This is a genomic window from Acidovorax delafieldii 2AN (assembly GCF_000175235.1).
Classification (GTDB): Bacteria; Pseudomonadota; Gammaproteobacteria; order Burkholderiales; family Burkholderiaceae_C; genus Acidovorax; species Acidovorax delafieldii_B.
Window position 1 is genome coordinate 1 of record NZ_ACQT01000346.1, and the last position, 3,049, is coordinate 3,049.

Genomic DNA, 3,049 nt, shown 5'->3' on the forward strand with positions numbered 1-3,049 from the left:
CCATGCACCACGGGTGCCGCCATCCCGGGGGAAATGATGGCAGCCCAGGCATTTTCTGGCACTGACTGCTAGCGCGAAGGGGCAATACACGTAAGGAGGGTGCGGGAATAACCCCACCGCCTATAATCCCATTCCTGTCGAGCCGGCTAGTCACCTAGCCGGTTTTCTTTTTCCAGATGCGCCCCGGCGCACCTCCCTGTGGGGAGTCTTTAGGTCAGGTCACCCATGTCTGATTTAAGTCTTCGACTGCAGCAGGCCGCAAGCCAACTACCAGTTTCAAGCTACTTTGACGAGGCGCTGTTCCAGCGCGAATTGGAAACCATCTTCCAGCGCGGGCCCCGCTATGTGGGGCACCAGCTTTCCGTGCCCCAGCCGGGCGACTACCACGCCCTGCCGCAGGAAGGCGAAGGGCGCGCGCTGGTGCGCAACGCCCAGGGCGGCGTGGAGCTGATCTCCAACGTCTGCCGCCACCGCCAGGCGGTCATGCTCAAGGGCCGCGGTTCGCTGAACACACAGCAAAAGGGCAGCGCGGGCGGCAACATCGTGTGCCCGCTGCACCGCTGGACCTACAAGGCCAGCGGCGAATTGCTGGGCGCACCGCATTTTGCACACGACCCTTGCCTGAACCTCAACAACTACAAGCTGCGCGAGTGGAACGGCCTGCTCTTCGAGGACAACGGCCGCGACATCGAGGCCGACCTGGCCGGCATGGGCCCGCGCGCCGAGCTCTCTTTTGAGGGCTACGCGCTCGACCGCATCGAGCTGCACGAGTGCAACTACAACTGGAAAACCTTCATCGAGGTCTATCTTGAGGACTACCACGTGGGCCCGTTCCATCCGGGCCTGGGCCATTTCGTCACCTGCGACGACCTGAGCTGGGAGTTCCAGAAACAGTATTCGGTGCAAACCGTGGGGGTGTCGTCTGCCTTCGGCCAGCCCGGCTCCGACGTGTACAAGAAATGGCACGAGGTGCTGCTGAACTACCGCAGCGGCAAGATGCCCGAGCGCGGCGCGATCTGGCTCACCTACTACCCGCACATCATGGTCGAGTGGTATCCGCATGTGCTCACCGTCTCGACGCTGCACCCCATCAGCCCGACCAAGACGCTGAACATGGTGGAGTTCTACTACCCCGAGGAAATCGCCGCCTTCGAACGCGAATTCGTTGAAGCCCAGCAGGCCGCCTACATGGAGACCTGCATCGAGGACGACGAGATCGGCGAGCGCATGGACGCCGGCCGCAAGGCCCTGCTCGAGCGTGGCGACAACGAGGTGGGCCCCTACCAGAGCCCGATGGAAAACGGCATGCAGCATTTCCACGAGTGGTACCGCGACGCCATGGGCGAGGCCGTGCCAAAGGGCTGAATACGCCGCCCAAACGTCGCCAATACGACGGACAGCGCCAAGGCGCTCTCATTAAAATAGCTGCCAGTGCTTGCCAAACAAGCGCTGGCAGCTATTTTTATTTATTGCAAAACAACGCGGAATTTGCCACCACGATGACACACACCTTGCCCAGGAACGTGATGCCCACCGCACACCGCAGCGACAGCCACGGCTTTCGCGCGGGCCTGCGTAGCGGCGCACCGATCCCCTCGGGCCGGTGCCGCGCGTGGTCGCTCTCTCTCGCGTTGCTCTAACCCCCTCTGTCCCCATGCAAGCTCTCTGGATGGTGCTGGCCGCGTTCCTGTTTGCGAGCATGGGCGTGTGCGTCAAGATCGCTTCCGGCCATTTCAACTCGGCCGAACTGGTCTGCTACCGCGGCCTGATCGGCATCGTGATCCTGTGGATGCTGGCGCGCTCACAGGGCGTGACCCTGGCCACGCGCTACCCCGGCATGCACGCCTGGCGCAGCCTGGTCGGCGTGGCGTCGCTGGGGGCGTGGTTCTACGCCATCGCCCACCTGCCGCTGGCCACCGCCATGACGCTCAACTACATGAGCAGCGTGTGGATTGCCGCCTTCCTGGTGGGCGGCGCGCTGCTGGCCTGGCGCCCCTCGGCCGCGTCGCCCCGCCCCGCGTTCCAGGGCTCGCTGGTGCTGACGGTGCTGACCGGCTTTGTCGGTGTGGTGATGATGCTGCGCCCCAGCCTCGACCAGAACCAGGCGTTTGCCGGGATGATCGGGCTCATGTCGGGCATGACGGCCGCCTTTGCCTACATGCAGGTGGTGGCTCTGTCGCGGCTGGGCGAACCCGAATCGCGCACGGTGTTCTATTTCGCGGTGGGCTCGGCCGTGGCCGGCGGCACCGCCCTGCTGGTCACCGGCACCTCGCCCTGGCCGGGCTGGCCGGCCCTGTGGCTGCTGCCCATTGGCGTGCTGGCAGCTGGCGGGCAGTTGTGCATGACCAAGGCCTATGCCAGCGCCAAGACCCAGCGCGGCACCCTGGTGGTGGCCAACCTGCAGTATTCGGGCATCGTGTTCGCGGCCATCTACAGCGTGGTGCTGTTTGGCGACCAGATTCCGCCCATCGGCTGGGCCGGCATGGTGCTGATCGTGGGCAGCGGCATCGTGGCCACCGTGCTGCGCGCCCGCGCGGCGCCCGGCACGCCGGCCGAGGAACATTGACACAATGGGGGCTGTCCGTTTGCCCCGCTGCCTGTGCGCACCCGACCGCCCATGACCTACACCACCCTCCTGTCCGCCTCCGACCTGCAAAACCTGATCGCCAGCGGTGCACCGATGATGGTGTTCGACTGCAGCTTTGATCTCACCCAGCCTTCCGCTGGCGCGCAGCAGTATGCCGACGCCCACATTCCCGGCGCCGTGTACGCCCACCTCGACACCAACCTGAGCGCCCGGCATGGCGTGCCCGGCGCCTCAGGCACCGTCACGGCGCAAGAGGCCGATGAACCGGCCTCGGGGGGCCGCCACCCACTGCCCAGCCGCGAACGCTTTGCCATGTGGCTGTCGAGCGTGGGTTTTCACAACGGCATGCAGGCCGTGGTGTACGACCGCAACGGCGCCAACTACTGCGGCCGGCTGTGGTGGATGCTCAAGTGGGTCGGCCATGAAGCGGTGGCCGTGCTCGATGGTGGCCTGCAGGCCTGG

At 65.3% G+C, this 3,049-nt stretch carries 3 protein-coding genes; all 3 read left to right on the forward strand.

Features of this window, described 5'->3' with window-relative positions; genetic code table 11:
• The first annotated feature begins 225 nt into the window (after positions 1-225).
• Entirely contained in the window at positions 226-1,365 is a 1,140-nt protein-coding gene (locus ACDELDRAFT_RS20740) for an aromatic ring-hydroxylating oxygenase subunit alpha (protein ID WP_005800052.1), read from the forward strand.
• 289 nt (positions 1,366-1,654) lie between these two features.
• Positions 1,655-2,566, forward strand: a complete 912-nt coding sequence (locus tag ACDELDRAFT_RS20745; protein ID WP_040330240.1) for a DMT family transporter — start codon at positions 1,655-1,657, stop codon at positions 2,564-2,566.
• A 51-nt stretch (positions 2,567-2,617) separates the two neighbouring features.
• On the forward strand, positions 2,618-3,049 hold a 432-nt coding region (locus ACDELDRAFT_RS20750), incomplete at its 3' end, for a sulfurtransferase (protein WP_005800055.1).